Below are 23,688 nucleotides of genomic sequence, written 5' to 3' on the forward strand. Positions count from 1 at the left end.
GTCTGTGATGGGCGCGGGTTTATCGTTAACCTGACCGCCACATCCGTTATAATCCCGGCGAAGACAATACGGTAGATCGGACCGCCGTCAGGCGAAAACCGAGCGTTCCAGTATCATCCATTAAGGAGTTCATGCTTTGAGTTCTGTAGATCCCCAGCAGCGCGTGCTGTCTGGTATGCGTCCCACCGGAAAACTGCATCTTGGTCATTACCACGGTGTGCTGAAAAACTGGGTCAAACTCCAGCATGAATTCGAGTGCTTTTTCTTTGTTGCCGACTGGCACGCGCTGACCACGCAATACGATGATACCCGTGGTATCGAGTCCAGCGTCTGGGAGATGGTGATCGACTGGCTGGCCGCGGGTGTCAATCCGGGGTCTGCGACCATCTTTATCCAGTCCAAGGTGCCGGAGCACGCGGAGCTACACCTGCTGCTGTCAATGATTACGCCACTGGGTTGGCTCGAGCGGATTCCGACTTATAAGGACCAGCAGGAAAAGCTGCGCGAGAAAGACCTCGCCACCTACGGCTTCCTCGGCTATCCGCTGCTGCAGAGTGCCGACATCCTGATGTACCGGGCCGGCCGGGTGCCCGTGGGCGCCGATCAGGTGTCGCACGTGGAGATCACCCGCGAGATCGCGCGCCGTTTCAATCACATCTACGGTCGTGAGCCGGGCTTCGAAGAGCAGGCGGAGGCCGCCATCACCAAGATGGGCAAGAAGAACGCCAAGCTCTATCGCGAACTGAAGCGCAAGTACCAGGAAGAGGGCGATGTGGAAGCCCTGGACCGGGCTCGGGCCTTGCTCAAGGAGCAGCAGAACATTTCCATGGGCGACAGTGAGCGCCTCTACGGCTACATCGAGGGTGGCGGTAAGGTCATTCTGCCGGAGCCGCAACCACTGCTGACGCCGGATTCCAAAATGCCGGGCCTGGACGGTCAGAAAATGTCCAAGTCCTACCAGAACACCATTGGCCTGCGCGAAGAGCCGGACGCCGTCGCACAGAAGATCCGCGTCATGCAGACCGATCCGCAGCGGGTTCGTCGGACCGATCCGGGCGAGCCGGAGAAGTGCCCGGTCTGGGGGCTGCACAAGGTCTATTCCGACAGCGACACCCAGGAATGGGTTCAGACCGGCTGCCGGAGCGCCGGTATTGGCTGCCTGGACTGCAAGAAGCCGCTGATCGACGCCATCGTTGAAGAACAGCGTCCGCTGCATGAGCGGGCCAGGGAATACGAAAGCAATCCGGAGCTGATTCGCTCGATTATCGAGGAAGGCTGCGAGCATGCGCGCGATGCGGCGCGGGAAACTCTGGACGAAGTGCGTCATGCCATGGGGCTGTCCTACCGCTGATCGCGGTGGACAACCACTGGCCCGGGAGCGGCAATGACTGACGATCAGCAGGTCCAGGAGAACTCGGAGTCCCAGACGCCTGAGGCGACTCAGGTGGCGTCGGACACCGATACCCCGGATGTCGCTTCTGTGGCCCGGGTGGCGGGCCAGCCCGTCAAGGACCTACCGCAGGATCTCTACATCCCGCCGGACGCGCTGGCCGTTTTTCTGGAGGCCTTTGAGGGGCCTCTCGATCTGCTGCTTTACCTGATTCGCCGTCAGAACATGGATATCCTCGATATCGATGTCAGCGAGATCACCCGTCAGTACATGGATTACATCAACGCCATCGAGGCCATGCGCTTCGAGCTGGCCGCGGAATATCTGGTGATGGCGGCCACCCTGGCGGAAATCAAGTCGCGCATGCTGCTGCCGCGCCAGGAGAGTGAGGACGAGGAAGACCTGGATCCCCGCGCCGAACTGATCCGCCGACTCCAGCAATACGAGCGCTTCAAGAAAGCGGCTGAGGATCTGGATGAGCTGCCGCGTATGGAGCGGGATACCTACGCCACGTCAGCCCCGCTGCCTCGACTGCCGCAGAGCCAGGTGCATCCAGACGTGGAACTGAAAGACATGCTGCTGGCGTTGCGCGACGTCATTCGCCGGGCGGACCTGTTCACCAGCCACCACGTTGAGCGGGAAAAGCTGTCCACCCGGGAGCGCATGTCCCACATTCTCTCCTGCCTGTCCGGCGACCGCTTTGTGCGCTTCGAGAGTTTGTTCACGATCGAAGAGGGGCGGCTGGGTGTCGTGGTGACGTTCCTGGCGACGCTGGAGCTGGTCAAGGAGCAGCTGATCGAGGTGGTTCAGGGCGAAGTGCTCGGGTCGATTCATGTGCGGGCCCGGGCGGCAAACTGAGACACAGGGCAACAGGAATGAGCGAAGAACAGATTCGACGTATACAGCTGATTATCGAAGCCGCGCTGCTCGCCGCCGGCAAGCCCCTGAACCTGGATCAATTGCGTGAGCTGTTCAGTGAAGAGGAACGCCCGGCCCGCCAGGTCATGGAGCATGCTCTCAGCCAGCTGGAGCAGGCCTGCGAGGGGCGCAGCTACGCCTTGTGCAAGGTGTCCAGCGGTTACCGTTTCCAGATTCGTGAAGACTATGCCCGCTGGGTCGGTCGGCTGTTCGAGGAAAAGCCGCAGCGGTATTCCCGGGCGCTGCTGGAAACCCTGGCTCTGATTGCCTATCGCCAGCCCATCACCCGGGGTGAAATCGAAGACATTCGCGGGGTTACGGTTAGCAGCAATATCATCCGGACGCTCATGGAGCGAGAATGGGTGCGTATCGTCGGCCACAAGGACGTTCCGGGCCGGCCGGCCATGTACGCCACGACCCGTCAGTTTCTTGACTACTTCAACATGACGTCGCTGGAGCAGCTGCCGCCCCTGTCGGAAATTCGTGATCTCGAGGAGATCGGGCGAGAGGTCGAGCAGAAGATCCAGGCCGAAATCCAGTTTGATGATCCGAAGTCGGTCCCGGAAGACGGAGACGACGATACCGGCGACGACCACAATGAATCCATTTCCGGGACCGTCCACTGAGGCCGGTCCGGGCACTTTGAAGGAAAAGTACCATGTCGCAGAAGCGCGACGCACAGTCGGGCCGCGGCCAGCGGCCGTCCGCGGATAAGCAGAAGCCCACACGTCAGGTGTTGCCGCCCGAGCGTCTGCAGAAGGTTCTCTCGCGGGCCGGCGTCGGTTCGCGTCGGGAAGTTGAAGCGTGGATCGAAGCAGGGCGGATTACCGTGAATAAGGCGATCGCCGTTCCGGGCCAGAAGGTCACGGTGGACGACCACATTTTCATCGACGGCAAACCCGTCAGCATCGAAGCGGCCCAGGCACCGGTTCGTCGGGTTTTGATGTACAACAAGCCCGAAGGCGAAGTGACCACCCGTAATGACCCGGAGGGGCGTCCGACGGTTTTTGATCGCCTGCCGCGTCTCAAGGATCAGCGCTGGATCGCGATTGGCCGGCTCGATATCAATACCACCGGCCTGATGCTATTCACCACCGACGGTGAGCTGGCGAACCGCCTGATGCATCCGTCCTATCAGGTGGATCGGGAGTATGCAGTGCGCATCTTCGGGGAAGTGGACGAGGCGATGACGGATCGGTTGCTGGAAGGTGTCCTGCTGGATGACGGCATGGCGAGCTTTTCGGATATTTCCAGCGCCGGTGGCTCAGGGATCAACCATTGGTTCCACGTCACCTTGTTCGAGGGGCGTAACCGGGAAGTCCGGCGGCTGTGGGAGTCCCAGGGCGTCAAGGTCAGTCGCCTGAAGCGGGTCCGTTTCGGGCCAGCCATGTTGCCCAGTCGTCTCAGCATGGGGCGCTGGGAGGAAATGGATCAGCGTAGTGTCGATGCCCTGAGCCGGGCGGTTGGCCTGGATCCACTGGCGCTACCGGCGAAAACGCCGGGGGAAGCCCGTACCCAGCGTCGGCAACAGCGCAAGAAGCCGTCCCGGGGATCCGGCAGCTATCGTAAGGGGGGCGTGTTTACCCGAGCGGAGCACAAGGCGGAAGAGCGTCAGGAGAAGAAAGGGGATGCCCGTCGCAAGCCCCCGATGGGACGTCGCAAGGCGCCGGGAAAGTAACTTGAAGTTTCGCCCGTTCCGTGGGCGTTGTTGGCGGTCTAGTCGCCGCGGTTGCGGCGGTTGCTGTCGATGAAGGTGATATCGGTGTTCTGGGCGGGCCGCGCCTGACGGGTGCAGTCGCGGCCATCGGATTTGGCCTGGTACAGCGCTTCGTCCGTACGCTTGAACCATCCATCGGCGGACTCACCACGGGACTGGATGCCGAAGCCCGCACTGGCCGTCACGCGGACCGGTTCCCCTTCGCTGTCCAGGGTGATGCGGGTGATGGCCTCGCGGATACGGTCAGCCACCAGCGCACATTCCTTGTCGCCGATATGCGGCAATATGATTCCGAATTCCTCACCACCAATCCGATATACCGTATCTGTGCAGCGGGTGGCGTCTTCGATCGCCAGCGCTGTCGCCCGCAGGATCTGGTCGCCGGCCAGGTGGCCATAGCGGTCGTTGACCGATTTGAAATGATCCAGATCACACAGGATCAACGCACAGCGCTCACCGTGACGATTCCCGAGTGAGGCCTCACGGTTCAGTGCATCTTCAAACGCCCGCTTGTTGGGGATGCCGGTGACGACATCGGTGAGGGACGCGCGGCGTACCGCATCATAGCGACAGGCATTCCGGATCGAGTGAATCGCTGTCCCCAGCATCTGCTCGATGACCGTTTGTTCCTGTTCGGCGAATCGCATCCGGCGAAAGATACGCAGCATGCCGAAGTGCTCGCCGGCCAGATTCAGGCCATACTCACACCGATGATTACCACCCTGGCCAATCTTGATCTCGACAGGCTGGCCGTCGATGGTGTTCTGGTAGGTCAGGCGGTCGAACGGCACCACGGACGCCAGCTCTTCGGCGAAAATGGCCATGAGTTCCTGGAGCTCCAGTGTGGTCGTCATCCGACGGCACAGGCGCATGAAAACGTCATCATCGCGCTGCCACTGAAGACTCAGACGCTCCAGGTCGGCCAGGGCCTGAGCGCGCTCAGGTCCGGCGTTTGTCAGGGATGTGGGATTAGAGGGCATAACGGTACTCTCGCTCGCATTGCAGTCGTTCAAGCATGTATCGTGCCCGTCCTGTAAAGGTCATTATAAACAGCGTGTTAAAAGGGAAGAGTGTGCTTTAAAGTTCAACGGAATGCGGTTTAGACAAATTATTGACGGATTAAATCCGACACGGGCGGAAGGAGATTGCCGTGGTCAAGGACGCAAAGATCGAGTTTGCAACGTTTGTGGTCGATCAGCTTCAGGGGGTTGGGCCGGTTCAGGCCAAGAGGATGTTCGGGGGCCATGGCCTTTTTCTGGGGGACATCATGTTTGCGCTGATTTCCGGACAGACGCTGTATTTGAAGTTCGACGCCCAGAGTGAGCCGGCGTTTGTTGCCCGGGGCCTGGAGCCCTTCACGATCCCGCGTCAGGGGAAGCGCATTGCGATGTCCTACCGCCAGGCACCCGAGGAGGTCTTTGAGGATCCGGAGCAGATGATGGCCTGGGGGAACGAAGCCTATGCCGCCGCGTTACGCGCCAGTCGATCTGGAAAACGGTGAAGCCATGGGTGGTCATGGCGCGAGTATGGGCTAGAGCACACGCTTCCTGATGGCCGTCACCAGCTGGTTCATCAGCTCGACCGCTTCCTGCTCATGATGTTCCTGCCATTGCCAGCGGCTGCTGTTTTCACTGCCTTCCCGCGCCCGGGCATCCCGGTTGTCGAGGAACTGACAGGCGGCCAGATGCGCCTTGACCTCGGCATCAAGCAACTGGTGCAGCAGGTGATCGATGTCGGCATCGATAAACGGGCGCAGGCGGTTGGTTTCCCGGCGCAGGTCCAGGGCCGCATGACGGGCCGCGAGACGGGTATCGCTGATCGGCTCGTGATGATCGATGGCGCGGAGGAAGGTGCCGATCCGGTCGTGCAGCTCCCACGCGAGGGGCCACAAGGTATCGTAGGCCGCTCTTTCCGTCGCGGAAACGCCCGCCCGTGGCCTGACATCGACCGATGGGGCATCCGGTTTATCGCCTTCGCCGCCGACCTGGGCATCGGCTTCCTGCCAGAGTGTATTGATACGCCGCTCAAGATAATCGACCTCTTCCTGCTGTCGACGCACCTGTCGGAATAGAACAACGAACGCAGCCAGCGCAATAAGGCAAGCCAGACCGCCCGCGACCACAAGGACCGGCGCTCTGGAAATAAAGGCTAGGGCGTCTGGATTCATGAAGCGCTCTCCTGTCACCTCAGTCGCCGTCACAGTCTCTCACATTCTCAGGATGCCTCACCAGTCTCGCTTCGCCCGGGCGCCCGTCACAGGCGGCCAAGACACTTGATGGCGGCCGCGGCGGCGGACGTGCGGTTCTCGACGGCCTGCTTGCGGAAGATCTGCTCCAGGTGTTTGTTGACGGTGCGCGGGCTCATGTCCAGAATCTGGCCGATTTCCCGGTTGGTCTTGCCGTTGGCGATCCAGAGCAGGACGTCCGCTTCCCGGGCAGTCAGGCCGAAACGTTGGCGCAGGGTCTCGGTCGCATGCTTGTCATTTTTTCGGGGGCTGAGGCGAAGCAGGTAGTTGACGTTGTCGATCCGGGCCAGAAATTCGGCCGTCAGTGGTTCGGGCAGGAAATCCAGGGCCAGGTTATGGCCACTTTCCGGGTCGTGGTCCAGCCAGGTGCTGAGCGTTTCAACGACGCGCTCGCTGGTTTCGGTATCGAGGGCACCGGACTGCTTGAGCAGTTGCTGTACCTGCGGCGTCGCCCAGACCTGCTGCCCGTGACCATCGACCGCCATCAGGTTCTGGCCGGCATGATCCAGTGCCGAGCGTGCACTGCGGGCCATGCGGGCATTGGCCAGATGCACGGACATCCGGGCGACCAACTCATTGGCATTGATGGGTTTGGTGACGTAGTCCACGCCACCGGATTTGAGCCCCATCACCACGTGCTCGGTGTCCGACAGACCCGTCATGAAGATGATGGGCACGTCCATCAGCTCACTGCGCTCACGCAGGCGCCGGCAGGTTTCGAAGCCGTCCATGTTGGGCATGATCGCATCGAGCAGAATGATGTCCGGGGCGATGTTCTGGGTGATGGTCAGGGCCTGGGCGCCTTCGAGCGCCACCAGCACGGTCATGCCGGCTTCTTCCAGCACGTCGTTGATCATGCGGATGCTGTCCACCGCATCGTCGACAACCAACACAACGGTACGTTGTTCACTCGCAGCATTCATCACGGGTTACCTGTAGCAGGGAGATGATCTCGTCAAACCGGAAGTTCTCGGTCAGCTCGGTCAGTTGATCGAGCAACGGGGTTTCGGCGTCTCCATGCACGCGCATGCTGTGCAGCGCTTCGAGCAGTCCTTTGCGATGGCCGATTGAAGCCAGCTCCACCAGACGCTGCTGGTGGGCCGGTTGGGGGAGGCGATTGACGGGTGACGGATAGAACGCGGTATCGGTCTTCTCGCTGGGCGTCCTTTCGTAGCGCCAGCTCAGTTTGAGCAGTTCGCCGATACGATCCAGCAGGAGGTTCAGTCGCACCGGTTTGACGACGTATCCGTCATACAACGGTGGGCTTTGCAGCTGGTGCCGGCCCTCGCTGGCATCGGCGGAGACCATGACCACCGGCAGCTCCAGGCGAGCGCCACGGATCTGGTCGAGGATCTCCCAGCCGGTAAAGCCCGGCATGGAGATGTCCAATAACACCAGGTCCGGCTTTTCCCGCTCCACGGTCTGCAAGGCGGAGAGGGAGTTGTCGATCTCCAGGATCTCGAAGCCCAGCGGCGAGAGCATCGCGCGGATCAGCTGGCGATGTGACGACTCGTCGTCGATGACCGCAATCCGGCGAACCGGGCCGTCGTAGCCGAAGATGGTTCGTGTGGGCTCGGTGATGGATTCCGGGTGAGGGCGGTCGACGCTGGAGAGCATGAGGCTGACCCGGAAGACGCTGCCGTGGCCGGGCGAGCTGGTCACGGCGATATCGCCCCCCATGATTTCGGTCAGCAGGCGCGTAATAGTCAGGCCCAGGCCCGTGCCCGAGCGGCTCAGTCCGGCCGTCCGAACGCGCTCGAAGGGACGGAAGATGCGCTCGATGTCCGATTCGGCGATGCCTTCGCCGGTGTCCCGCACCTCGAATTCCGCCACCTGGCTGCGGTAGCGCAGTGTGAAATTCACCTCCCCGTGATCCGTGTACTTGATGGCGTTGGAGAGCAGATTGATCAGGATCTGCCGCAGACGCTTTTCATCGGTACTGACAAACTCCGGCAGGTGTTTCGGGCCCTGGTACGTGAAGCGCAGGCCCTTGTCCTGAGCCTGGAGCCGGAACATGTGTACCAGCTGATCCATCAGCATCGCAATACGCACCTGGTCCCGGTGCAGGTCGAGCCGGCCGGCTTCGATCTTGGAAATGTCCAGCAACCCCTCGATCAGGTCGGCCAGGTATTCGCCCGAGCGGCGGATCACATCCAGGGCGCCTTTGCGATTGGCCGGGATGGTCTCATCGTTTTCCAGCAACTGAGCGTAGCCGAGGATGGCGTTCAGCGGGGAGCGCAGTTCATGGCTGATGCCGGTCAGGTAGCGGCTCTTGGCATCGTTGGCGGCTTCGGCGTGCTCCTTGGCTTCCTGAAGAGCCTTGTCCGTGCGTTCGTGGGCAACGATCTCCTCCATCAGCAGGCGCGTCTGGCGCTGGGATTCCTCTTCCGCAACCACACGGCTCTCGTGAGCCAACACGAACAGCCAGCAAACCACTCCAGTCACAATGATGAGGATGAAAAACACCTTCCAGAGCGTGGCGGAGAGCAGGAGTGCCGCGGCGGCGCTGTCCACCGGCGTCTTGAAATAGATCAGCGACAGCAGAAGGCCGGACACGCCGTTGATGGCAAACAGCAGGATCAGGAAGTGGCCGACCCGGCTGGTCAGCCGGGGCATCAGGGCCGGGGGCAGGTACCGCCCGAAGAAGCTCTGGAACTGTTCCCGGTACCCGGCGCCAGGCTTGCAGAAATCGGCACAGCGGGCGTCGAGTGAGCAGCACAGGGAGCAGATATGGCCATCGTAAGCCGGGCAATGGGTCACGTCTTCAGGCTCGAAACGATGCTCGCAGATGCAGCAATTGACCAGGCCCTCGGTGGTCTCCATATGCACCGGCGGCCGGGCCAGGTAATAGCGGCCCTTGGTCTGCCAGGCGATCAGGGGCGCGGTCACCAGCGCGGTGGCCAGGGTGATGAAGTGTGACAGGGCCTGGGCCACATCGCCCAGGGCACCGCTGTGGCAGACCAGTCCGGCGGTCGAGGCCAGCAGCATGGCCCCCACGCCCACCGGGTTGATGTCATAGAGGTGCGCCCGTTTGAACTCGATGTGTTGCGGGCTGAACCCCAACGGCTTGTTGATGACCAGGTCCGCCACCAGCGTGCCCACCCAGGCGATGGCGATGACGCCGTAGAACCCGAGTGTATCCTCCAGCGCGCGATAGACGCCCAGTTCCATGACCAGCAAGGCAATAGCCACATTGAACATCAGCCAGACGACCCGGCCCGGGTGGCTGTGGGTCAGCCGGGAAAAGAAATTCGACCAGGCAATGGAGCCGGCGTAGGCGTTGGTGACGTTGATCTTGATCTGGCACAGGATCACGAAGACCCCGGCCATGGCCAGGGCCACTTGCGGCGTCTGGGTCATGTAGTTGAAGGCCACCACATACATCTGCGTGGGGTCCGACGCGTCGCTGGCCGGAATCCCCTGATGCAGGGCGAGCACGGCCAGGAACGAGCCGGCCAGGATCTTGAGGCTGCCGATCACGATCCAGCCGGGCCCGCCGCTGAGGACTGCCATCCACCATTTGGCTTTCTCGCCTTCCTTGGGTTCGGGGATAAAGCGCAGAAAGTCCACCTGCTCACCGATCTGGGCAATCAGGGAAAAGACCACCGCTGCTGCGGCGCCGAACATCAGCAGGTTGAAACCGCTACCGGTCTCGGGATGAATGCCCTCGAACTGCGTCCAGTCCGTCACGGCAGTGGCGTCGGAATAGATGATGAATACGAAGGGGAGCAGCTGCAGCACGATCCAGGCGGGCTGGGTCCAGAGCTGGAAACGACTGATGGTGGTAATGCCATGCGTGACCAGGGGAATGATCACCAGCGCGCAGATCAGGTAGGCAAACACCAGGGGGATGCCGAACAGCAACTCCAGCGCCATCGCCATGATGGCGGCTTCCAGGGCAAAGAAGATGAAGGTGAACGAGGCATAAATCAGCGAAGTAATCGTTGAACCGATATAGCCAAAGCCTGCTCCACGGGTGAGCAGATCAATGTCGACGCCGTAGCGGGCGGCGTAGTAGCTGATGGGAATCGCCGTCAGGAAGATGATCAGGCTGACCACACAGATGGCCGCTACGGCATTATCAAAGCCGTAGTGCAGGGTGATGGCACCGCCGATGGCTTCCATCGCCAGGAACGAAATCGCCCCCAGCGCGGTATTGCTGACCCGGGCAGCCGACCAGCGTCGGGCCGTCTTGGCGGTAAAGCGCAGGGCGTAGTCTTCCAGGGTCTGGTTGGCGACCCACTGATTGTAGCTCCGGCGTACGCGGAAAATATGCTGTCTGGCCGTCATGGGCTGGCCTGGTTGCTGTTGTTCGGAGGCTTCACCGTGGCGAAGCGAGAGCCCGTCCTGTCCGTCGTAAATCCACTTCCCCATGTATCCAGTGCCTTTTCCGATTTTTGTGCGCCAAAAGGAGGCACAGGATTCGCCGTTATGACGCCTGCAGCCCGATTGGCGGTACCGGATACCGGACAACAATTATCGTGCCATCGGCCTCGTCGTCGGCAGGCGAATGTGCACGCGGGAAAGGAGTACTGCGTTTTTATCGCGTTGGGCACCGGCCGCCCATGCGTCAAATGACGTAGGTCGGTGGGGTATTTGTCGAATGGGCGCTCATGGCGGTGCTGGACAGAATGATCCTCGTAGGTGCTGTGCGACCCGGTGGGCGCCAGGCCGAACATTAAACAATGCGAGGAAAGACCATGGGTACGACAGATAAGACAGGAAATCAGCGCGCGCTGTCGGGGGGCACCGGTTGGCGCCGGAGTCTGATGACATTGGCCGCCTCGGTGATGCTGGCTTCGGGTGCCAACGCGGCACCGGCCACCTCCGAGGTGAACACCACCGGTTTGGCGGTCACCGATGACACGGTCACCGTCGGTATTCTTCACTCACTGACCGGCACCATGGCCATCAGTGAGACCGGTTCGGTCCAGGCCGAGAAGCTCGCCATCGAGCAGATCAACGCCCAGGGCGGGGTGCTGGGACGTCAGATCAAGATCATCCAGGAAGACGGCGCTTCCGACTGGCCGACTTTCGCCGAGAAGTCCCACAAGCTGCTGGAGCGGGACAAGGTCGCCACCGTCTTCGGTTGCTGGACCTCCGCGTCCCGTAAAGCCGTCCTGCCGGTGTTCGAGAAGGACAATGGCCTGCTGTACTACCCGACCTTCTATGAGGGGCTGGAAGAGTCCCATAACGTGTTTTACACCGGCCAGGAGGCCACCCAGCAGATCCTGGCGGGCCTGAACTGGGCCCATGACAAGCTGGGTGCGAAGACGTTCTACCTGGTGGGTTCCGACTACATCTGGCCGCGTACGTCCATGAAAATTGCCCGCAAGCACATCGAGAACGTGCTGCACGGCAAGGTCGTGGGTGAAGAGTACTACCCCCTGGGCAGCACCCAGTTCGGCTCGCTGATCAACAAGATCAAGCTGAAGAAGCCGGACCTGGTCTTCGGTGCGGTCGTGGGTGGTTCCAACGTGGCCTGGTTCAAGCAGCTCAACGCCGCCGGCCTGACCTTCAAGAAACAGCCCATGCTGACCATCTCCGTGACCGAGGATGAAGTCCTGGGTATCGGCGGTGAGAACGTCGAAGGGCTGTACTCCTCCATGAAGTACTTCCAGAGCCTGGACCTGCCGGGCAACAAGGAATTCGTCGACGCCTTCAAGAAGAAGTATGGCGAGGACGCCGTGATCGGTGACGTGACCGAATCCGCCTACCTCGGCCCGTGGCTGTGGAAGCGTGCGGTGGAAGCCGCCGGCAGCTTCGATGTGGACAAGGTGGTCGCCGCCTCTCCGGACATGGAGTGGGACAACTCCCCGCACGGCTACCTGAAAGTCGACAAGAACCACCACCTGTGGATGCGCACCCGCATTGGCCAGTGGAAAGCCGATGGCCAGGCCGACGTGGTGTGGGAATCCGACGTGATCAAGCCGAACCCCTTCCCGGAAGGCTACCAGTAAGCGCCATGGACGCCCGGGAGCTATCCCGGGCGTCGCCGATCCTGGCGCTGTCCTGACTGAAAAGAAATGTTTTAAGCAACACAACAAGCGGGTGCAGAAACGGGTCTGCACCCCGGTCCGAGGGAGGACTGATCATGGGTGGTTATACCGGAGAGGAACTGACCGCAATCTTTCTGATGCAGGGGTTCAGTGGCCTCAGTCTGTTTTGCGTGTTCCTGCTGATGGCCCTGGGGCTGGCGATTATTTTTGGACAGATGGGCGTGATCAACATGGCCCATGGCGAATTCCTGACACTGGGGGCTTACATCACCTACCTGGTGTCCTACGTGGCCTCGGATGTGTGGCCCTTCCTGCTGGATTACTACTTCCCCGTGGCGATCATCCTCGCCTTCGTGGGGACCTTCATACTGGGCTACCTGGTGGAGCGTTTCCTCATACGGTTCCTCTACAACCGGCCGCTCGACACGCTGCTCGCGACCTGGGGGCTGGGTCTGATCATGCAGCAGATCTTCCGCTCCACCTTCGGTCCGCGCGAGAAGAGCGTGGTCATGCCGGACTGGCTGATGGGCTCCTACCAGGCCACTGACATGGTGGATATTCCATTGAACGGTCTGCTGGTGGTGGGCATCACCATCGTCCTGACTATTGCCGTTTTCTTCCTGCTGTACCGCTCACGCTGGGGCATCAAGGTCCGTGCGACCACCCAGAACCGAATGATGGCCAACGCCGCGGGTATCAATACCGAACGCGTAGACCGCCTAACCTTTGCGCTGGGCTGCGGAATCGCCGGTGTGGCCGGTGCGGCCTTTACCACCATCGCCTCTACGGGCCCCACCACCGGGTCGCTCTACATCGTGGACACCTTCCTGGTGGTTGTGTTTGGGGGCGCTGCCAGCCTGCTGGGTACCGTGGCCTCCGCCTTCGGCATTGCCCAGGCCCAATCCATCCTGTCCTTCTTCCTGTCCGGTTCGATGGCGAAAGTCATCACGCTGATGACCGTGGTGGGAATTCTCATGTTCCGGCCCCAGGGGCTGTTCGCCAGCAAGGTCCGGCGCTGATTGCGGCCTGATACGAGGAGACGACAATGAGTACGCAACCTGTAATGAAGGCCAGTTGGATGGACAAGTTCGGCGGCCGCGGAAAACTGATCCAGATCCTGATCATTGCGGTCCTGATCCTGGGTGTCCTGCCACTGTTTAGCGATATCTTCCGGCTGAACCTGTACGGCAAATACCTGACCTACGCCTTCGTCGCGGCAGGCTTGGTGTTGTGCTGGGGCTACGGCGGCATTCTGAGCCTGGGGCAGGGGATCTTCTTCGGCCTGGGCGGGTACTGCATGGCCATGTTCCTGAAGCTGGAAGCCTCGTCGCCGGAAAATACGGCGATCCAGAGCACGCCGGGGATTCCGGACTTCATGGACTGGAACCAGCTCACCGAGCTGCCTTGGTTCTGGCAGCCGTTCCACAGCTTCACGGCCACGCTGATCCTGATCGTGGCGGTGCCGGCGCTGTTTGCCTTCCTGATCGGTGTGGCCATGTTCAAGCGTCGTGTTGGCGGCGTGTATTTCGCCATCATCACCCAGGCCATCGCCTCCATCATGACCATCCTGATCATCGGGCAGCAGGGCTACACCGGGGGCATCAACGGCATCACCGACCTGCGCTCCCTGATGGGCTGGGATATCCAGACGGACTTTGCCAAGTACGTGCTGTACTTCGCCTGCTGCGCGGCCCTGATTCTCTGCCTGCTGGCGGGCCAGTTCATCCTGAACAGCCGTTACGGCCAGTTGCTGATCGCCATGCGCGACCAGGAAGACCGGGTGCGTTTCTCCGGCTACGACGTGGCGAACATCAAGATCTTCGTGTTCGTGGCCGCGTCGGTCATCTCGGCCATCGGTGGCGCGTTCTTCACGCTGCAGGTGGGCTTCATGTCGCCGTCCTTTGTGGGCACCGTGGCCTCGATTGAGATGGTGATTTTCTGTGCGGTCGGCGGGCGACTGTCCCTGATCGGCGCCGCCTACGGGGCGTTCCTGGTCAACCTGGCGAAAAGCTCCCTCTCGGAAAGCTTCCCGCAGCTGTGGGTCGTTGCGATGGGGGCGTTGTTTATAGCGGTGGTCATGCTGTTCCCGCGGGGCCTGGCCGGTCTGGTGTCGGATTACGCCGCGCCCGTGCGCAACTGGTTCGCCAGCGCCTTCAAGCGCGAAACCGTTGCGGCTTCCGGACCGGAAACCAGGCCCAGTGCGCCAAAGCCGCCTGAATCCAAAGCCCGTGACGACGTGTCCATGGCCTCAGCACAGGAGTCCCACTGATGAGCTCACCCATTCTGCTGGCGGTTGAAGACCTGACCGTTTCCTTCGACGGCTTCAAGGCGGTCGATGGTCTCTCGCTCTACCTGGAACGCAACGAAGTTCGGGTCGTCATCGGTCCCAATGGCGCGGGGAAGACCACGCTGCTGGACCTGATCTGCGGCAAGACCCGGGCGACGGACGGCTCCATCAAGTTCAAGGATCTGGAGCTGACCAAGATGGCCGAGCACCAGATCGTCCATAAGGGGGTGGGGCGCAAGTTCCAGACCCCCTCCATCTACGAAAACCTGACGGTCGCCCAGAACCTGGAGCTGTCCTATCCGTCCGGTCGCACGGTGTTCGGCAGCCTGTTCTTCCGGCGCACGCCCAAGATCAACCAGCGGGTCCGGGAGATCGCCGAGCAGATCTACCTGGCGGACGACCTGGACAAGAGCGCCGGCCTGCTCAGCCACGGCCAGAAGCAGTGGCTGGAGATCGGCATGCTGCTGATCCAGGACCCGGAACTGCTGATGCTGGACGAGCCGGTCGCGGGCATGAGTGTGGTCGAGCGCGAACGCACCGCCGGGTTGCTCAAGGAAATCAGCCAGAACCGGTCGGTGCTGGTCATCGAGCACGACATGGACTTCGTCAAGGACATCGCCCACAAGGTGACCGTGCTGCACCAGGGCAAGTTGCTGGCGGAGGGCAAGATGGACGACATCCAGAAGAACGAACGGGTGATCGAGGTTTACCTGGGGCACTAACGGCGCGGCTAAGCGCAGGAGATTGAAACATGCTCAGTACCAACGATTTACGTGTCAGCTACGGCATGAGTGAAGTGATCCACGGAGTGTCCCTGAACGTGGGCGAAAACGAAACCCTCACCATCATGGGCCGCAACGGGATGGGCAAGACCACGCTGTTCAAATCGCTGATCGGGGTGTTGCCCGCGAAAGGGCAGATCACCCTCGGCGGTGAGGATTTGACCAGCACCAAGCCCTATCAGCGGGTGCAGCGGGGCATTGCCTATGTGCCCCAGGGCCGGCTGGTGTTCCCGACACTGACTGTGGAAGAAAACATCGCCACCGGTCTTGAAGCGACCGGGGCGAAGAAGATCCCGGCCGACATCTACGACCTGTTCCCGGTGTTGCACGACATGCGCCATCGCAAGGCGGGCAACCTGTCCGGTGGGCAACAGCAGCAGCTGGCCATCGGTCGTGCCCTGGCGGCGGATCCCAAGGTGCTGTTGCTCGACGAGCCCACCGAAGGCATCCAGCCGTCGATCATCAAGCAACTGGCCAAGACCCTCAACGAGATCAAGGAAATCCGCAAGCTCAGCATCGTGGTGTCGGAGCAGGTGTTGAGCTTTGCCATGGCCGTTGCGGATCGCGTGATGGTGATCGAGAAGGGCGCCATCGTCCACGAGGTGGACGGCAAGACCGCAGATCAACAGCAGATCGCCCGGTACCTGGCGGTTTGAATTCGGCTTTTACGACAGAACAGTAGGAGAGCATCATGCGACACGGTGATATTTCCAGCAGTAACGACACGGTCGGTGTGGCGGTCGTCAATTACAAGATGCCGCGCCTGCACACCCGCGACGAAGTCCTCGACAACGCCCGCAAGATCGCGGACATGATCAAGGGTATGAAGGTGGGCCTGCCTGGCATGGACCTGGTGGTGTTCCCGGAATACAGCACCATGGGCATCATGTACGACAACGATGAGATGATGGAAACGGCAGCCACGGTGCCGGGCGATGAGACGGCCATCTTTGCCGCGGCCTGTCGGGAAGCCAACACCTGGGGTGTTTTCTCACTGACCGGTGAACGCCACGAGGAGCATCCGAAAAAGGCGCCGTACAACACGCTGGTGTTGATCAACAACGAAGGCGAGATTGTCCAGAAGTACCGCAAGTGCATTCCCTGGTGCCCGATCGAAGGCTGGTATCCCGGCGACACCACCTACGTCACCGAGGGGCCGAAGGGTATGAAGATCAGCCTGATCATCTGCGACGACGGCAACTACCCGGAAATCTGGCGCGATTGCGCCATGAAAGGGGCCGAGTTGATCGTCCGGTGCCAGGGCTACATGTACCCGGCCAAGGAACAGCAGGTCATGATGGCCAAAAGCATGGCCTGGGCCAACAACTGCTACGTGGCGGTGGCCAACGCCTCCGGTTTCGACGGCGTTTATTCCTACTTCGGCCATTCGGCGATCATTGGCTTCGATGGCCGCACCCTTGGCGAGTGCGGCGAGGAAGACATGGGTGTGCAGTATGCCCAGCTCTCCGTCAGCCAGATCCGCGATGCCCGGGCCAACGACCAGTCCCAGAACCACCTGTTCAAGCTGTTGCACCGGGGCTATTCCGGTGTTCACGCCTCCGGTGACGGCGACAAGGGCTTGGCCGATTGCCCGTTCGAGTTTTATCGCACCTGGGTGATGGACGCCCAGAAGGCGCAGGAAAATGTCGAGGCAATGACCCGCAAGACAATCGGTGTGGCGGAGTGCCCGGTGGGCGAGTTGCCCTACGATGGCCAGGAGAAGGCCGCAGGCGCTTAAGGAGGGACCGGCGTGCCGTTCATCAACGAAAAGATTGAAGCCAATCGCGAACAGACGGCACGCCGGGATTATGCCGGCCGCGTCCAGCGGATGTCCCGGTTCGTGTTCGACCCGGAAGCGGTCAGCGACCGTTTGCAGGAGCGCATCGTCGGGCAGGCCGAAACCCTACAGGCCCTAACGGCGATGCTGGTGCGAGTGAAGGCGGACATCGGTCCAGAGGATCGGCCACTGGCGGTTCATATGCTGATGGGACCCACGGGCGTCGGCAAGACCGAGACCGTGCGCCTGCTGGCCGAAGCCATTCACGGCAAGCGCGATGCCCTGTGTCGGATCGACATGAACACGCTGGCCCAGGAGCATTACGCGGCCGCGTTGACCGGGGCACCGCCCGGCTATGTCGGCAGCAAGGAAGGCCACACGCTGTTCGATACGGAAGCCATTCAGGGCAGCTTCAGCAAACCCGGCATCGTGCTGTTCGACGAGGTGGAAAAGGCGAGTCCGGAAGTAGTCCGCACGCTCCTGAACATCTTGGATAGCGGACGGATGGTGTTCCCGTCAGGCCAACGGGAGATCGACTTCCGCAACAGTCTGATCTTCATGACCTCCAACGTTGGCGCCGCGGAGGCCGCCCGATACCGGGACAGGTTCCGGCGTGGCTGGCGCCGCTGGCTGGGCCTGATCCCCCGACGCGAGGCTGAGGTGCTGGAAGCGGCCCTGCTGAACACCTTTGATCCCGAGTTCATCAATCGGATCGACGGCATCCACACCTACAACCGGTTAGGCATCGACCGGCTCGACGACCTGCTCAGCATTCAACTGGCTCGTCTCAATCAGCGGCTGTCCCGACGCGGGGCGTCTGTCGAACTCACGGAGGCGCTGCGCGAATACCTGTGCGGACGCTACGACAACCGCTTCGGCGCCCGGGATATCCTGCGTCGCCTCCGTTCAACACTGGAGCCTCCACTGGCGGAAGCGCTGCTGGCGCATCCCGAGGCAGGGGCGTTTCGAGGTTATCTGCGGGGCGGCGCCGTCTGCGTCGAGCCCGTCACGGTTCCGGGAGAGCCGGCCTGATTCCCGTTTAGTCAGACCGGCCGCGTTTCCCGCAAGCCGCCCTCCTGGTTGGGCGGCTTTTTTATGGGCGATAGAAACGGGGGGCCTCGGGCGATGTCCCGGACTCAATACGTCAATTGACGTAGGGACGGGGGGCGTTTTCCCAATAGTGGGCGTTGTGGGGATGGCGGATAGTGGAAGGACCTGGCAGGCCGGGCCTGCGAGCCATACCAACAACTGTTCACGCCGTGATTCGAGGAGCGTCCAAGATGGCCGAAACCATTATCAAGATCGACCTGAATAAATCCGCCTACGAGAACGAGAAAGTCCATAACCGCTGGCACCCCGATATTCCCATGGCGGCGACGGTCAAGCCGGGTGACGATTTCATCATCGAATGCCACGATTGGACCGGCGGCCAGATCAAGAACAACGACAGCGCGGACGACGTGCGCGACGTGGATCTGACCCAGGTACACTTCCTGTCCGGCCCGGTGGGTGTCGAAGGCGCAGAACCCGGTGATCTGCTGGAAGTGGACATCCTGGACATCGGTGCGTTCGATGACAGCCAGTGGGGCTTCAATGGCTTCTTCTCGAAGCAGAACGGTGGCGGCTTCCTGACCGAGCATTTTCCCGAAGCGCAAAAATCCATCTGGGACTTCAACGGCATGTTCACCAAGTCCCGCCATATTCCAAACGTGGAATTTGCCGGCATGATTCATCCCGGCCTGATCGGCTGCCTGCCGTCTAAGGAGATGCTGGACGAGTGGAACCGTCGTGAGAAGGAACTCTATGACACCGAGCCGGATCGTGTGCCGGGCCTGGCGAACTTGCCCTATGCCGAAACCGCCCACATGGGCAAGCTGACCGGGGAAGCCAAGGCGGCGGCAGCAGCCGAGGGCGCCCGCACCGTTCCGCCTCGTGAGCACGGCGGTAACTGCGACATCAAGGATCTTTCGCGCGGGTCCAAGGTGTATTTCCCGGTCTACGTGAAAGGCGGAGGTCTGTCCGTGGGCGACCTGCACTTCAGCCAGGGTGACGGTGAAATCACCTTCTGCGGCGCCATCGAGATGGCAGGCTGGATACATCTTCGGGTCAACGTCGTCAAGGACGGTATGGCGAAGTACGGCATCAAGAACCCGATCTTCAAGCCCAGCCCGATCAAGCCCAAGTACGACGACTACGTCATCTTCGAGGGTATCTCCGTGGACGAGCAGGGCAAGCAGCATTACCTGGACGTTCACATCGCCTATCGCCAGGCTTGCCTGAACGCCATCGAATACCTGACCAAGTTTGGTTACACGCCGGCCCAGGGCTACGCGTTGCTCGGTTGTGCCCCGGTGGAAGGCCACATCAGCGGGGTGGTGGACGTGCCCAACGCCTGCGCCACGCTCTGGTTGCCGACCGGTATCTTCGACTTCGACATCAATCCGTCGGCGGATGGGCCGTCCAAGAAGGTCACCGCCGGCACGGACGTTCCTCTGTCACCGGACAAGGAGTAAGCCATGCCTGTCTACGACTACAAGTGCCGGGAGCATGGCCATTTCTATCAACTGGCCCGCATGGACGACGCCGCCAAACCGGCGGCCTGTCCCACTTGCGGCGTGATGTCGGCACGAGTCATCGTGCTGCCGCCGGAGCTGCGCGGCCTGGACCGCGACCGCCAGGATGCCCAGGCCCGCAACGAGAAGGCCCGTCACGAGCCGGTCTTCTCGACGGCGGACTCCCGCGCGGAAGCGGACGACCGCGCCCGCCATGCCGCACGGAAGGGCTGCGGGTGCGACCATACGGAACGGCGTCATTCGAAGCTGTTCTACACCGCCGACGGCAAGAAGATGTTTCCCTCCATGCGTCCGTGGATGATCAGCCACTGATCGTTCTTATCCGGCCCGGACTCGCTGTCCGGGCCCCGTTCCAACTTGACCTTCCTCTTTAATGACCTTGCGAACACCGGGTGTCGCGGGCACTGTGATCGTTTATCCCGATTGAAATCACGCGACTGGACGAGGAGGAGTCTCCGTCATGAACAAGCCTGTTCACGAGCTTGACCATGAGATGCTTGAAGCCGAGAAAAAGATTCACGAGCGCTATGAATGGCTTCACATTGCCAACGACTATATCTCGGCGATCCTGTTCCTGGTGGGCAGCATTTTGTTCCTCTGGGAGAAGTGGCAGACGGTGGCGACCTGGTTCTTCATCATTGGCAGTGTGTTCTTCCTGTTTGCGCCGTTGCTGCGCACCCTGAACAAGCGCTATGTGAAGAACCTGCGGAAAGGACCGATACATTGGTAAGGGGCGGCTTGGTGTAGAATGGCCGCCAACTTACTTTTGTGGATCGCCCCGATGCCACACCGAACAGGCCCGATACCCCGCTATGTCCGATTTCAGCACGCTCAAGCTTCGCACCGACCTGCTCGGTAACCTGGATTCCCTGGGTTACCGGTCCATGACGCCGATCCAGGCAGCCAGTCTTCCCATTGTCCTGGCCGGTCAGGATCTGATCGCGCAGGCCAAAACCGGCTCCGGTAAGACCGCGGCCTTCGGGTTGGGCGTACTGCACAAGCTGGACGTCTCACGATTTCGGATCCAGGCGCTAGTCCTGTGCCCAACGCGGGAGCTGGCGGACCAGGTGGCGCAGGAGCTGCGCAAGCTGGCCCGTGCCATCCATAACATCAAGATCCTGAGTTTGTGTGGCGGAACGCCGATTGGCCCGCAAATCGGTTCGCTGGAGCACGGTGCCCACATCATCGTAGGCACGCCGGGCCGTATTTCGGATCACCTCCGCAAGCGCACCCTGTCGCTGGCGGATGTGGAAACGCTGGTGCTGGATGAAGCCGATCGGATGCTGGACATGGGGTTCCAGGAGGTCCTGGACGAGATCATCGCCGAAATGCCGGCACAGCGTCAGACACTGCTGTTCAGTGCCACCTACCCGGATGAGATCCAGACGATCGCTGAACGCGTGATGCATCACCCGGAGCGGGTGGAGGTCGAGACCCATCAGAGCGACCAGACCATCCGTCAGCGCTTTTATCCCGTTCGCGACGATGCCCAGCGGCTGGAAGGGCTGCGACTGTTGCTGATGAAGCACCGTCCGGATTCCGCCATTGTCTTCTGCAACACCAAGCGGGAGACCGACGAGGTGGCGGATGCGCTGCGCAGCATGGGCTTCAGCGCACTGGCCCTGCACGGCGATCTGGAGCAGAAGGCGCGGGACCTGATGCTGATTCGCTTTGCCAACAAGAGTGCAACGGTACTGGTCGCCACCGACGTGGCCGCGCGAGGGCTGGACATCGACAACCTGGACGCGGTGTTCAACTTCCATGTGGCGCGGGATCTGGATGTCCACGTTCACCGCATCGGCCGGACCGGTCGCGCCGGCAGCCACGGCCTGGCGTTCACGTTCTTCTCGGAGAAGGAACGCTACAAACTTGAGAAACTTTCTGAGAAGACCGGCCAAACTATTGATGAGTCGAATCTTCCTTCCGGAAATCAGCGCCACCAGACGACATACAAACCGCCCATGGTGACGCTGCAGATTGATGGGGGGAAAAAGCAGAAAGTGCGTCCCGGCGATATACTGGGCGCGTTGACGGGTGAATCCGGCGTACCGGGCAAGGCCGTCGGCAAGATCAGCGTCACGGATAACAGTGCTTTCGTGGCCGTGACGCGGGATCATGCAAAACAGGCACTTGAGAAGCTTTCTTCAGGTAAGTTGAAAGGTCGGTCCTTCCGCGCCCGACGCATTTGACCTTTAACGGATCGCAGGCAGGGACGACGCCATGCGTAAAGAGATTGAAGCCATCTACGCCCGAGACTCACGGAAAGTCCTGGCGACACTCATTCGACTGCTGGGTGACTTCGAGCAGGCCGAGGAGGCGCTGCACGACGCCTTCACCTGCGCGCTGGCCCAGTGGCCGGAGGAGGGCATTCCGGCCAATCCCAGCGCCTGGCTGGTCTCCACCGGCCGCTTCCGCGCCATCGACCAGATTCGTCGCCGGGTGAAGTTCGAGGACATTACCCGCCAGCTCGACCAGCCAACGTCCACACCTCATGCCGTAGCAGACAGCGACGATGAGATGCTGGAAGACGACCAGCTGCGCCTGATCTTCACCTGCTGCCATCCCGGCCTTGCCCCCGAAGCCCAGATTGCCATGACGCTGCGGGAAGTCTGCGGGCTGACCACCGAAGAGATTGCCCGGGCCTTCCTGACCACGCCGGCCACGCTGGCCCAGCGGATCGTACGCGCCAAGAACAAGATCCGGGACGCCGGTATTCCCTATGAAGTGCCGGGACCGTCACAGATGTCGGTCCGGCTGGACGAGGTGCTCCGGGTCGTCTACCTGGTGTTTAACGAGGGCTACTCCGCCACCAGCGGTGAACAGGTGAGCCGTTACCAACTGGCCGACGAGGCCATCCGTCTCGGTCGCCTTCTGCTCGCGTTGTTGCCGGCCCCGGAGGTGAAAGGGTTGCTGGCGCTGATGCTGCTACAAAACGCCCGACGGTCGGCCCGTCAGACACCGGGCGGGAATCTGGTGCCTCTCGACCAGCAGGAGCGCAGCCTGTGGGATCGGGCGACCATCCAAGAGGGCGCTGCGCTGGTGACCGACGCCCTCGCCACCCGCCGCTTTGGACCCTATACCCTGCAGGCCGCCATTGCGGCAGTCCATGACGAAGCGCCGACGGCGGAAGCCACAGACTGGCCGCAGATCGTCGGTCTCTACGACGTGCTGATGCAGCAGTCTCCGACCCCGGTGGTCGCCCTGAACCGGGCGGTGGCTGTTGCCATGCGTGATGGCCCCCAGGCCGGGCTGACCCTGATTGACGAGCTGCTGGCGGGTAAGGCGCTGGACGCCTACCATCTGGCCCATGCCGCGCGGGCTGACCTGTTGCGACGCCTTGGGCGAATCGAGGAAGCCCGTATCGCCTATCAGCGGGCACTGGCTTTGGCCGGGCAGGAACCGGAGCGCCGCTTTCTTCAACATCGTATCGACGAAATGGGCGCCGGCGTTGCCTGACCGTGTCGATTCGAAGGCTGTCGGTTCGACAAGGAATAGAAAAACAACCACTTCAGGGAAAAGCCATGAAATACCTCGCATTGGTGTATTACGACGAAAACATCATCAAACAGATGACAGGCGACGAGTGGACCTCCCTCAACCGGGAATGCCTGGCCTGTGTGGACGGGCTTCAACAGCAGGGTCATTACCTCGATGGCAGTGCCTTGCAGCCCGTGGATACCGCAACCACGGTCCGGGTCCGGGACGGCCGCGCGACCGCCACGGACGGTCCCTTTGCCGAAACCAAGGAACAGCTCGCCGGGTTCTACATGCTGGAGGCCAGGGACCTGAACGATGCCATCCGCCTGGCTGAGAAAATTCCGCCGGCGCGGTTGGGCAGCATCGAGATCCGGCCACTGCGGGACATCACCCCGTTTGGCGACGACGCACCGCAGGACGACCGGCCCTGGGCCGATCGCAATCGATAAAGACTCGATCGCGCAAAGCCATGGCTGGGCTCGCACCGGCGTTGTGTTACACTCCGGCGTTATTTGCGAGTCGT

22 protein-coding genes are annotated in these 23,688 nt (G+C 61.4%); 18 read left to right on the forward strand and 4 right to left on the reverse strand.

The window, feature by feature from the left end; all coding sequences use genetic code 11:
• The first annotated feature begins 136 nt into the window (after positions 1 to 136).
• Genes JL474_RS02900 through rluB form a run of 4 tightly spaced genes read left to right on the forward strand, consistent with a single transcriptional unit; the run spans position 137 to position 3,986 of the window.
• Entirely contained in the window at positions 137 to 1,351 is a 1,215-nt protein-coding gene (locus tag JL474_RS02900) for a tryptophan--tRNA ligase (RefSeq protein ID WP_190294813.1), read from the forward strand.
• 33 nt (positions 1,352 to 1,384) lie between these two features.
• Positions 1,385 to 2,248, forward strand: a complete 864-nt coding sequence (locus tag JL474_RS02905; RefSeq protein ID WP_203140845.1) for a segregation and condensation protein A — start codon at positions 1,385 to 1,387, stop codon at positions 2,246 to 2,248.
• A gap of 17 nt (positions 2,249 to 2,265) precedes the next feature.
• The gene (scpB, locus tag JL474_RS02910) at positions 2,266 to 2,934 is read left to right on the forward strand and encodes an SMC-Scp complex subunit ScpB (RefSeq protein ID WP_123633399.1); all 669 of its coding nucleotides are present in this window, start codon (positions 2,266 to 2,268) and stop codon (positions 2,932 to 2,934) included.
• Positions 2,935 to 2,966: 32 nt separating this feature from the next.
• Positions 2,967 to 3,986, forward strand: a complete 1,020-nt coding sequence (rluB, locus tag JL474_RS02915; protein ID WP_203140846.1) for a 23S rRNA pseudouridine(2605) synthase RluB — start codon at positions 2,967 to 2,969, stop codon at positions 3,984 to 3,986.
• A 38-nt stretch (positions 3,987 to 4,024) separates the two neighbouring features.
• On the opposite strand, the gene JL474_RS02920 is transcribed toward rluB, so the two are convergent.
• Positions 4,025 to 5,005 (reverse strand): GGDEF domain-containing protein, encoded by a 981-nt coding sequence (locus JL474_RS02920; RefSeq protein ID WP_203140847.1) that lies wholly within the window; start codon positions 5,003 to 5,005, stop codon positions 4,025 to 4,027.
• Between the two features lie 170 nt (positions 5,006 to 5,175).
• Here JL474_RS02920 and JL474_RS02925 point away from each other — a divergent pair, with 170 nt between their 5' ends.
• Positions 5,176 to 5,526 carry a TfoX/Sxy family protein gene (locus tag JL474_RS02925; protein WP_203140848.1) on the forward strand — a complete coding sequence of 117 codons (351 nt, stop codon included), beginning with the start codon at positions 5,176 to 5,178 and terminating at the stop codon, positions 5,524 to 5,526.
• A 30-nt stretch (positions 5,527 to 5,556) separates the two neighbouring features.
• Here JL474_RS02925 and JL474_RS02930 read toward each other — a convergent pair whose 3' ends face one another.
• The 3 genes from JL474_RS02930 to JL474_RS02940 all read right to left on the reverse strand — a co-directional run bounded on the left by JL474_RS02930 (position 5,557) and on the right by JL474_RS02940 (position 10,560).
• On the reverse strand, positions 5,557 to 6,192 hold the full coding sequence (locus JL474_RS02930) for a hypothetical protein (protein WP_123633396.1): 636 nt from the start codon (positions 6,190 to 6,192) through the stop codon (positions 5,557 to 5,559).
• Between the two features lie 86 nt (positions 6,193 to 6,278).
• Positions 6,279 to 7,193 carry a response regulator transcription factor gene (locus JL474_RS02935; protein WP_203140849.1) on the reverse strand — a complete coding sequence of 305 codons (915 nt, stop codon included), beginning with the start codon at positions 7,191 to 7,193 and terminating at the stop codon, positions 6,279 to 6,281.
• Positions 7,177 to 10,560, reverse strand: a complete 3,384-nt coding sequence (locus tag JL474_RS02940; RefSeq protein WP_203140850.1) for an ATP-binding protein — start codon at positions 10,558 to 10,560, stop codon at positions 7,177 to 7,179. The genes JL474_RS02935 and JL474_RS02940 overlap by 17 nt, the downstream gene beginning before the upstream one ends.
• Before the next feature lie 500 nt (positions 10,561 to 11,060).
• On the opposite strand from JL474_RS02940, the gene urtA reads away from it, so the two are divergent.
• The 13 genes from urtA to JL474_RS03005 all read left to right on the forward strand — a co-directional run bounded on the left by urtA (position 11,061) and on the right by JL474_RS03005 (position 23,614).
• Entirely contained in the window at positions 11,061 to 12,230 is a 1,170-nt protein-coding gene (gene urtA, locus JL474_RS02945) for an urea ABC transporter substrate-binding protein (protein WP_407944043.1), read from the forward strand.
• A 134-nt stretch (positions 12,231 to 12,364) separates the two neighbouring features.
• A complete protein-coding gene (urtB, locus tag JL474_RS02950) occupies positions 12,365 to 13,288 on the forward strand; it encodes an urea ABC transporter permease subunit UrtB (protein ID WP_123633393.1) in 924 nt (307 codons plus the stop codon).
• 44 nt (positions 13,289 to 13,332) lie between these two features.
• Entirely contained in the window at positions 13,333 to 14,538 is a 1,206-nt protein-coding gene (gene urtC / locus JL474_RS02955; RefSeq protein ID WP_203141293.1) for an urea ABC transporter permease subunit UrtC, read from the forward strand.
• On the forward strand, positions 14,538 to 15,278 hold the full coding sequence (gene urtD / locus JL474_RS02960) for an urea ABC transporter ATP-binding protein UrtD (RefSeq protein ID WP_203140852.1): 741 nt from the start codon (positions 14,538 to 14,540) through the stop codon (positions 15,276 to 15,278). The genes urtC and urtD overlap by 1 nt, the downstream gene beginning before the upstream one ends.
• A 29-nt stretch (positions 15,279 to 15,307) precedes the next feature.
• Positions 15,308 to 15,994, forward strand: a complete 687-nt coding sequence (urtE, locus tag JL474_RS02965) for an urea ABC transporter ATP-binding subunit UrtE (protein WP_203140853.1) — start codon at positions 15,308 to 15,310, stop codon at positions 15,992 to 15,994.
• Between the two features lie 35 nt (positions 15,995 to 16,029).
• Positions 16,030 to 17,076: an aliphatic amidase gene (locus tag JL474_RS02970; RefSeq protein WP_123633390.1), complete on the forward strand. Its 1,047-nt coding sequence runs from the start codon at positions 16,030 to 16,032 to the stop codon at positions 17,074 to 17,076.
• A gap of 12 nt (positions 17,077 to 17,088) precedes the next feature.
• On the forward strand, positions 17,089 to 18,147 hold the full coding sequence (locus tag JL474_RS02975; RefSeq protein ID WP_203140854.1) for an AAA family ATPase: 1,059 nt from the start codon (positions 17,089 to 17,091) through the stop codon (positions 18,145 to 18,147).
• A gap of 248 nt (positions 18,148 to 18,395) precedes the next feature.
• Positions 18,396 to 19,628, forward strand: a complete 1,233-nt coding sequence (gene fmdA, locus JL474_RS02980; RefSeq protein ID WP_203140855.1) for a formamidase — start codon at positions 18,396 to 18,398, stop codon at positions 19,626 to 19,628.
• A gap of 3 nt (positions 19,629 to 19,631) precedes the next feature.
• A complete protein-coding gene (locus JL474_RS02985) occupies positions 19,632 to 20,000 on the forward strand; it encodes an FmdB family zinc ribbon protein (RefSeq protein WP_123634815.1) in 369 nt (122 codons plus the stop codon).
• 148 nt (positions 20,001 to 20,148) lie between these two features.
• A complete protein-coding gene (locus JL474_RS02990) occupies positions 20,149 to 20,418 on the forward strand; it encodes a YrhK family protein (RefSeq protein ID WP_123634814.1) in 270 nt (89 codons plus the stop codon).
• Between the two features lie 82 nt (positions 20,419 to 20,500).
• Positions 20,501 to 21,877, forward strand: coding sequence for an ATP-dependent RNA helicase DbpA (dbpA, locus tag JL474_RS02995; RefSeq protein WP_203140856.1), 1,377 nt, complete (start codon positions 20,501 to 20,503; stop codon positions 21,875 to 21,877).
• Between the two features lie 31 nt (positions 21,878 to 21,908).
• Positions 21,909 to 23,144, forward strand: coding sequence for an RNA polymerase sigma factor (locus JL474_RS03000; RefSeq protein ID WP_203140857.1), 1,236 nt, complete (start codon positions 21,909 to 21,911; stop codon positions 23,142 to 23,144).
• Between the two features lie 65 nt (positions 23,145 to 23,209).
• The gene (locus tag JL474_RS03005) at positions 23,210 to 23,614 is read left to right on the forward strand and encodes a YciI family protein (RefSeq protein ID WP_203140858.1); all 405 of its coding nucleotides are present in this window, start codon (positions 23,210 to 23,212) and stop codon (positions 23,612 to 23,614) included.
• Positions 23,615 to 23,688: the final 74 nt, after the last annotated feature.

Source organism: Marinobacter mangrovi (assembly GCF_016798325.1).
Lineage (GTDB): Bacteria > Pseudomonadota > Gammaproteobacteria > Pseudomonadales > Oleiphilaceae > Marinobacter_A > Marinobacter_A mangrovi.

Bases quoted from the DNA above. Each gene is read 5' to 3' on its own strand.
- JL474_RS02905 (WP_203140845.1), top strand. From the start codon at position 1,385: ATGACTGACGATCAGCAGGTCCAGGAGAACTCGGAGTCCCAGACGCCT.
- scpB (WP_123633399.1), top strand. From the start codon at position 2,266: ATGAGCGAAGAACAGATTCGACGTATACAGCTGATTATCGAAGCCGCG.
- rluB (WP_203140846.1), top strand. From the start codon at position 2,967: ATGTCGCAGAAGCGCGACGCACAGTCGGGCCGCGGCCAGCGGCCGTCC.
- JL474_RS02920 (WP_203140847.1), bottom strand. From the start codon at position 5,005: ATGCCCTCTAATCCCACATCCCTGACAAACGCCGGACCTGAGCGCGCT.
- JL474_RS02930 (WP_123633396.1), bottom strand. From the start codon at position 6,192: ATGAATCCAGACGCCCTAGCCTTTATTTCCAGAGCGCCGGTCCTTGTG.
- JL474_RS02935 (WP_203140849.1), bottom strand. From the start codon at position 7,193: ATGAATGCTGCGAGTGAACAACGTACCGTTGTGTTGGTTGTCGACGAT.
- JL474_RS02940 (WP_203140850.1), bottom strand. From the start codon at position 10,560: ATGACGGCCAGACAGCATATTTTCCGCGTACGCCGGAGCTACAATCAG.
- urtA (WP_407944043.1), top strand. From the start codon at position 11,061: ATGCTGGCTTCGGGTGCCAACGCGGCACCGGCCACCTCCGAGGTGAAC.
- urtB (WP_123633393.1), top strand. From the start codon at position 12,365: ATGGGTGGTTATACCGGAGAGGAACTGACCGCAATCTTTCTGATGCAG.
- urtC (WP_203141293.1), top strand. From the start codon at position 13,333: ATGAAGGCCAGTTGGATGGACAAGTTCGGCGGCCGCGGAAAACTGATC.
- urtD (WP_203140852.1), top strand. From the start codon at position 14,538: ATGAGCTCACCCATTCTGCTGGCGGTTGAAGACCTGACCGTTTCCTTC.
- urtE (WP_203140853.1), top strand. From the start codon at position 15,308: ATGCTCAGTACCAACGATTTACGTGTCAGCTACGGCATGAGTGAAGTG.
- JL474_RS02970 (WP_123633390.1), top strand. From the start codon at position 16,030: ATGCGACACGGTGATATTTCCAGCAGTAACGACACGGTCGGTGTGGCG.
- fmdA (WP_203140855.1), top strand. From the start codon at position 18,396: ATGGCCGAAACCATTATCAAGATCGACCTGAATAAATCCGCCTACGAG.
- JL474_RS02985 (WP_123634815.1), top strand. From the start codon at position 19,632: ATGCCTGTCTACGACTACAAGTGCCGGGAGCATGGCCATTTCTATCAA.
- JL474_RS02990 (WP_123634814.1), top strand. From the start codon at position 20,149: ATGAACAAGCCTGTTCACGAGCTTGACCATGAGATGCTTGAAGCCGAG.
- dbpA (WP_203140856.1), top strand. From the start codon at position 20,501: ATGTCCGATTTCAGCACGCTCAAGCTTCGCACCGACCTGCTCGGTAAC.
- JL474_RS03000 (WP_203140857.1), top strand. From the start codon at position 21,909: ATGCGTAAAGAGATTGAAGCCATCTACGCCCGAGACTCACGGAAAGTC.
- JL474_RS03005 (WP_203140858.1), top strand. From the start codon at position 23,210: ATGAAATACCTCGCATTGGTGTATTACGACGAAAACATCATCAAACAG.